The 6512-nt window shown below is 71.5% G+C and carries 5 protein-coding genes, 1 tRNA gene and 1 pseudogene; 3 read left to right on the plus strand and 4 right to left on the minus strand.

Going from position 1 to position 6512, the window contains the following annotated elements:
• Positions 1-1100: pseudogene (locus FK498_RS16270) on the minus strand (IS256 family transposase); the annotation flags it as partial.
• Between the two features lie 291 nt (positions 1101-1391).
• Here FK498_RS16270 and FK498_RS16275 point away from each other — a divergent pair.
• Positions 1392-1592 carry a hypothetical protein gene (locus tag FK498_RS16275; RefSeq protein WP_141856384.1) on the plus strand — a complete coding sequence of 67 codons (201 nt, stop codon included), beginning with the start codon at positions 1392-1394 and terminating at the stop codon, positions 1590-1592.
• 146 nt (positions 1593-1738) lie between these two features.
• On the opposite strand, the gene FK498_RS16280 is transcribed toward FK498_RS16275, so the two are convergent.
• Both FK498_RS16280 and FK498_RS16285 read right to left on the minus strand, forming a co-directional pair.
• On the minus strand, positions 1739-2293 hold the full coding sequence (locus FK498_RS16280) for a type II toxin-antitoxin system antitoxin SocA domain-containing protein (protein ID WP_161988454.1): 555 nt from the start codon (positions 2291-2293) through the stop codon (positions 1739-1741).
• Positions 2294-2523: 230 nt separating this feature from the next.
• Positions 2524-2611 (minus strand) — tRNA-Ser (locus FK498_RS16285).
• Positions 2612-2663: 52 nt separating this feature from the next.
• Between FK498_RS16285 and FK498_RS16290 the strand changes: the two genes are divergently transcribed.
• Both FK498_RS16290 and FK498_RS16295 read left to right on the plus strand, forming a co-directional pair.
• Positions 2664-3668 (plus strand): lipid A deacylase LpxR family protein, encoded by a 1005-nt coding sequence (locus FK498_RS16290; RefSeq protein WP_237560975.1) that lies wholly within the window; start codon positions 2664-2666, stop codon positions 3666-3668.
• Between the two features lie 71 nt (positions 3669-3739).
• Positions 3740-5356 carry a bifunctional UDP-sugar hydrolase/5'-nucleotidase gene (locus FK498_RS16295; protein ID WP_141856390.1) on the plus strand — a complete coding sequence of 539 codons (1617 nt, stop codon included), beginning with the start codon at positions 3740-3742 and terminating at the stop codon, positions 5354-5356.
• Here FK498_RS16295 and lexA read toward each other — a convergent pair.
• Positions 5350-6054, minus strand: coding sequence for a transcriptional repressor LexA (gene lexA / locus FK498_RS16300; protein ID WP_141856392.1), 705 nt, complete (start codon positions 6052-6054; stop codon positions 5350-5352). The two genes, FK498_RS16295 and lexA, sit on opposite strands and share 7 nt — an antisense overlap.
• Between the last annotated feature and the right edge of the window lie 458 nt (positions 6055-6512).

The following is a 6512-nucleotide window of genomic DNA, read 5'->3' on the forward strand; positions in this document are numbered from 1 at the left end:
TTGGCCTCGAGCAGGACCGCGCCGATCAGGCGCAGGATTGACTGCTCGGAGGGGAAGATGCCGACCACGTCGGCGCGCCGCTTCACCTCCTTGTTCAGCCGCTCCAGAGTGTTGACCGAGTGCAGTTTGGTCCGGTGCTGCGCCGGGAACGCCATGTAGGCGAGCACGTCGTCCTCGCTCTCGTCCATCAGCAAGCCGAGCTTCGGCCAGCGCGGCCGGACCTGGTCGGCGACGTGGCGCCAGGTCCGCCGGGCGCTCTCCTGGTCGGGCTGCAGGAAGGCCTAGCGCAGCGCCGCGGCGACCATCGTCTGCTGGCCCTTTGGCACGTGCGCCAGGGCGTTGCGCATCCAATGCACGCGGCACCTCTGCCAGGTGGCGCCCAGCACGCGGGCGGCTGCTGCCTTCAGCCCCTCGTGGGCGTCGGAGACGACCAGCTTCACGCCCCTGAGCCCGCGCCTGACCAAGCCCTTGAGGAAGGTCGCCCAGAACGTCTCCGCCTCGGAGGGGCCGATGTGCAGCCCGACGATCTGGCGCCGCCCCTCGGCGTCGCAGGCCACGGCGATTATCGCCGCCACCGAGACCACCCGGCCGCCCTCGCCCTGGCGCAGGTAGGTGGCGTCGAGCCAGAGGTAGGGCCACTCGCCGGCGAGCGGGCGGTCGAGGAAGGCCGAGACCCGCTCGTCGATGTCCTTGCACAGCTTCGAGACGGTCGACTTCGAGATGCCGGTCAGGCCCATAGCCTGCACCAGGTCGTCCACCCGCCGGGTCGAGACCCCGCCGATCCATGCCTCCTGGATGACGGCCACCCGCGCCTTCTCGGAGATCTTCCGGGGGTCGAGGAAGGGCGGGAAGTAGGAGCCCTGCCGGAGCTTCGGGATCCGCAGCTGCATCGGCCCGAGCCGGGTGTCGAGCGTGCGCTCGCGGAAGCCGTTGCGCCAGTTCAACCGCTCGCCGGTGCGCTCATAGCGCCCCGCCCCGATCACGCCCTCCACGTCGGCCTCCATCAGCATCTGCAGCACCGCCTCGGCGACGCTGCGCAGGAAGTCGCCGTCGCCGGCCTTCGCCAGCAGCTCGGCCAGTGGCAATCTGTCCTCGGTCATCGGTTCCTCGGTCGGTCGGGGGGGTGTCGCAACACCACCCTAGACCGCCTGGGCCGATGGCCACCTCGGGCCTACACTCCGACCGACGCCGGAATCTCCACCACCTCCGCGGACGCTACCGGCATCGGCGCCCGCCGCCGGCGCACGAGCGGCCGGCCGAGGTCACGCGCCGCCGTCGCAGTCGGCTGGAGGAACGTGCTGGGCCAGGGAACCCAAGATCAGCGTGCGAACCGCCTCGGGGAGCATGTTCGACGCCTCTATTGCCGCCCGAATCGACGGGATCAGTGAAGAATGGATGCGCCCGACAATCCCTTGCCGATGCGCGATCGCCTGACCTGCCATCGCCGCCTGAAGCTGCGCATCCGTCAGGGCGACCGGCGGGCCGCCGCAAAACAGATAGCTGTCGTGATCCAGAAACGGATGATGCGGATCGCGCGGTATCAGGGATGCTGCCCGGCCGGGGGCCGCGCCGCGTCATTGCCGCTGAGTTGATCCGGAACAGTATAAGGTCGTCCCCATCCGGGGCCGTCCCCATGACGACCAGAAGCTTCCATTTGCCGGATTGCCCAGTCCGCCGGTCGATTGCCTCCTGATCGAAGGCCCAGAGGACATCCAGCGGCGCGAGGGCCGATGGCCCCTCAGACATCCATCAGATGCGCGTCCTCGGAGAGCGCATCGAGGATCGCTTCCCGGTCGGGGTTGTCCTCGGCGATCATGTCCTCGTAGCGGATCAGCCCGAGGCGTGCGCGTTCCCACGCCTGATCATGGCTTGCCGCGGTGCGAGCATTGAAGGTCAGCCCCCGCGCCTTACGGAACGCCGTCTCGAGGGCTTCCCGATCGCTCAATGAGAGGTGTTCCAGTGCCGGCTGATCGTTGCCGGTCAGAATGACCCGATAGCCCTCGCGCCGCCACGGCACATCGTCTCGGCCGAGCTCGGCTAGCCAAAGGGGCTCCGCCTTGATGAGCTCATAGATTTCCAGCGGCACCGGGCCGTAGGCCATGGCCCGATAGGTCGCGCCAAAGATCGGCCGCCAGTGCGCGTTGAGGTGCGCCTTGTCGGCGAAGTAGCACGCCTTGAGGATCGTGTGCAGATCGGGGTCTCCGAGCCCGTCCTCGCGTGCCCAGAAGAGCATCTGATGGATGGCTGCGACCGCCTTCTGCGGGCGGAAGCGGAAGCGGATCGGGGCGGGCATGGCGCGGCGCCTCTCTCTCGGGATTGAGCATCTTACCGCCGGCAGCGGCCAGTTACCACGCCCCCGCCGTCCCGGCCTGCCGCGCGGTTGTCTGACGCGGGGAGGCCACACCCGGGGGGCTCGGGCGCGCACGTCCAGGGTCATCCAACGCGGGGGCGGGGATATGGGCGGGGATAGGCTTGGGCGATCGGGAAGACGTTTAGCTATATCAGCGCGTTAGGTAACATTCATGGCGGAGGGGGTGGGATTCGAACCCACGGAGCCTGACGGCTCTCCGGTTTTCAAGACCGGCGCATTCGACCGCTCTGCCACCCCTCCGCTGCGGGAACCGGACGGCGCCCGCCGCGCTATGAGTGATCGCATGAAGCCCGTGCGCACGCGACTCCTTCCCGCGACCCTCTTCGCCGCCCTCGCGGTGCCCGCGCCCGCGCAGGTGACGCCTGCGCCCGATCCGGCCGCCTCGTGGAACCTCACCGTCGAGAACGACCTCTTCGGCGGCACCGACCGCTACTACACGAGCGGGTTCCAGTTCTCCTGGTTCTCCGCCTCGGCCGACCCGCCGCGATGGCTCGCCTGGCTCGGCGACATGGCGACGCCGCTCCTGCCGCTCGGCGGGCGGCCGCGCTGGGGGCTGGCGCTCGGACAGAACATCTTCACGCCCGACGACACCCTCGCGCGCGTGCCCGATCCCGGCGACCGTCCCTATGCCGGCTGGCTCTACGGCTCGCTGATCCTGGCCTCGCACACCCGCACCGCGCTCGGCGCACTCGAGATCCAGCTCGGCGTGGTCGGCCCCGCGGCGCTCGGCGAGCAGGTGCAGAACAACATCCATGACGCGATCAATGTCGGCCGCGCCCTGGGCTGGGACCACCAGCTCAAGGACGAGCCAGGCATCAACGTGATCCTGACGCGCCAGTGGCGCCTCAACCAGCCGCTCGATCCTGACGAGGCGCGCGGCCTCGCGATCGGCCTGGTGCCGAGCCTGACGGCGAGCCTCGGCAACGTGCAGACCTACGCCTCGGCGGGGCTGATGCTGCGGCTCGGTTCGAACCTGGAGGCGGATTTCGGCCCGCCGCGCATCCGACCCTCGCTCGCCGGGTCGTCCTTCTTCCAGCCCGACGGGCTGTGGGGGTGGTACGTCTTCGCGGCCCTCGAGGGCCGCGCGGTCGCGCGCGACATCTTCCTCGACGGCAACACCTTCCGCGACGGCCCGCGCGTCGACCGCGAAGCGCTGGTCGGCGAGGGCGCGATCGGCGCGGTGCTGGTCATGCCGTGGGCGCGCCTCTCCTACACCCACGCCTTCCGCAGCCGCGAGTTCGCGGGCCAGGGGCGGATGGCGCAATACGGCTCGCTCAGCCTGTCGTTCCGGTTCTGATCCTTCACGCGGCGGCGATGAAGCCGCCACCCGGCCGCGCTACAGTCCGGCCTCCCGTCGTGGAGGCCGCCATGCGTCTCACCCGCCGCCTGCTGCTCTCCGCCGGCGCGGCTGCGCTCGCCGCGCCGGCGATCCTGCGCGCAGCCGCGCCGATCCGGCTGACGATCCTGCACAGCAACGACGTGCACAGCCGCCACGAGCCGATCAACCGGCTCGGGGCGGTCTGCCGCGTCGAGGAGCAGCGGCCGGGCGCCTGCTTCGGCGGCAGCGCCCGGCTGGCCGCCGCGATTGCCGCCGAACGGGCGGCGGCCGAGGCCGCAGGGCGGATCGTGCTGACGCTCGATGCCGGCGACCAGTTCATGGGCAGCCTCTACTACACCCACTGGCGCGGCGAGGCGGAACGCCAGGTGATGAACGCGATCCGCTACGATGCGATGGCCGTGGGCAACCACGAGTTCGACAACGGCCCGCCGGTGCTGGCCCGCTTCGCCGCCTCGCTCGACTGTCCGCTGCTCTCCGCCAACATCGACGCGGGCGAGGAGCCGAGCCTCGGCGCGCTGATCCGCCCCGCGACCGTGATCGAGCGCGGCGGCGTGCGCATCGGCGTGGTCGGGCTGACCACGGTGGACACGCCGCGCATCTCTTCGCCCGGGCCGCGCGTGCGTTTCGGCGACGAGGAGGCCGGTCTGCGCGCCGGGGTCGCTCAGGCGCGCCAATCCGGGGCCGAGGTGGTGGTGGCGCTCACCCATGTCGGGCTCGAGGCCGATCGCCGGCTTGCCGCTGCCGTGCCTGGGATCTCGGCGGTGATCGGCGGTCACAGCCACACGCTGCTGTCGAACACGGCGCCCGAGGCGGCGGGCCGCTATCCCCTGCCGGCCGCCGGCGCTGCGGGTTTCGCCGTGCCGGTGGTGCAGGCGGGCGCCTTCAATCGCTGGCTCGGCCGGCTCGATCTCGATCTCGACCGCGACGGCCGCGTGCTCTCCGCCACGGGCGATGCGCGCGTGCTCGGCTTCGCCGATCCGCGCGACCCGGCGGTCGAGGCGCTGCTCGCCCGGCTGGCCGCGCCGCTCGCCGCGCTGCGCGCACAGGTGGTGGGCAGCCTCGCCGAGGGGGTCGCGAACGCCGGATGCCGGAGCGGCGAGTGCGCGCTCGGCAACCTGGTGGCGGAGGCGATGCTGGACGCCGGACGCGGTGCGGGCGCCGTGGTCGCGCTGCAGAACGGCGGCGGGCTGCGCGCGGGATTGCCGGCGGGCGCGGTCACCTGGGGCGACGTGCTGACCGTGCTGCCGTTCTCCAACACGCTGGCCACGCTCAGGCTCAGCGGCGCCGATCTGCGCGCCGCGCTCGAGGCCGGGCTTGCCGGCGTCGAGCGCGGCGCAGGCGCGTTTCCGCAGGTGGCCGGGATGCGGCTGGTCTGGCGGGCCGATGCGCCGGCAGGCCGTCGCGTCGTCGCGGTCGAGCTGCGTACGCCGGAGGGCGGCTTCGCTCCCCTCGATGAGGCGCGGCTCTACGGTGTCGTCACGAACAACTTCCTGCGCCAGGGCGGCGACGGGTACACGGTGCTGCGCGACCGCGCGATCGACCCCTACGATTCGGGTCCGAATCTCGAGGAGGTGTTCGCAGCCTGGCTCGGCCGCCACAGCCCGGTGCGGCCGGCCACCGACGGGCGGATCGTGCGGCGTCAGTAGCGGCGGAACAGTGCCACCAGCCGGCCCTGCACCTTCACCCGGTCGGGGCCGAAGATGCGCGTCTCGTAGCGCGGATTGGCCGGCTCGAGCGCGATCGAGTTGCCGCGCCGGCGCAGCCGCTTCAGCGTCACCTCGTTCTCGTCGATCAGCGCGACCACGATCGCGCCGTTCTCGGCGGTGTCCGCGCGCCGGATGATCGCCGTGTCGCCGTCGAGGATGCCGGCCTCGATCATCGAGTCGCCCGCGACCTCGAGGGCATAGTGCTCGCCCGCGCCGCCGAGCAGGGCGGCCGGAACGTCGATCGTCTCGCTCGCGTCGCGCAGCGCCTCGATCGGCAGGCCGGCGGCGATCCGCCCGTAGAGCGGCAGCGAGACCGCCTGCGCCTCGGCCGCCTGGCGGGCGCCGGCAAGCTGGGGGGTGAAGTTGCCGCGGATCACGTTGGGCGCGAACGGCACCTGGCCCTGGTCGCGCGCGCGCAGCGCCGTCTCGGGCAGGCGGATCACCTCCAGCGCCCGGGCGCGGTGGGCGCGGCGCTGGATGAAGCCCCGCTCCTCGAGTGCGGTGATCAGCCGGTGGATGCCCGACTTGGACTTGAGCCCGAGCTCCTCCTTCATCTCCTCGAAGGACGGCGAGAACCCGGTGGTGCGGAGGTGCCGGTCGATGAACATCAGAAGCTCGTGCTGCTTGCGGGTCAGCATGACCGGCGGTTCCTCCCTCCTGCCCCAAGGCGCGGCCGCCGGAACAAACCGGCAACCACGCCGATGTTCTATGTCCGTGCTCCGCGTCGGGGCAAGCGATTTTGCGTTCCCCGGGATGCGGGAGCAGGGCCATGCTCGCGCCAGACGACAATCGACGGTGGTGGCAATCGCGCATTTCGTCGATTGCTGCGCGCGGACGCTCGGCGATAGATTTTCGTCTCCAATGATCCCGGACCGCTGCCGGGTCGGCGCGTCGTGCGGACCGTCCCGGCGCCCGGATGGCGGAGGAGTGCACCGATGCGACGATCCTCGTTCGGTCTTCGACTGTCCGCTCTGCTGCTTGCCGGTGCGGCGCTTTCGCTCGCCCCGCTGCCGGGCCTGGATGCGGGCGACATCGCCGCCTGGGCGCGTGGCGGCGGCGGGGGCGGCGGCCCCGGCGGCGGCGGGGGCGGTGGAGG

The sequence above is a fragment of the Elioraea sp. Yellowstone genome (genome assembly GCF_006704265.1).
Classification (GTDB): Bacteria; Pseudomonadota; Alphaproteobacteria; order Acetobacterales; family Acetobacteraceae; genus Elioraea.

Coding starts and splice junctions, on each gene's coding strand:
- FK498_RS16280 (WP_161988454.1), bottom strand. CDS start 2,293: ATGCCCGCCCCGATCCGCTTCCGCTTCCGCCCGCAGAAGGCGGTCGCA.
- lexA (WP_141856392.1), bottom strand. CDS start 6,054: ATGCTGACCCGCAAGCAGCACGAGCTTCTGATGTTCATCGACCGGCAC.
- FK498_RS16275 (WP_141856384.1), top strand. CDS start 1,392: ATGGATGCGCCCGACAATCCCTTGCCGATGCGCGATCGCCTGACCTGC.
- FK498_RS16295 (WP_141856390.1), top strand. CDS start 3,740: ATGCGTCTCACCCGCCGCCTGCTGCTCTCCGCCGGCGCGGCTGCGCTC.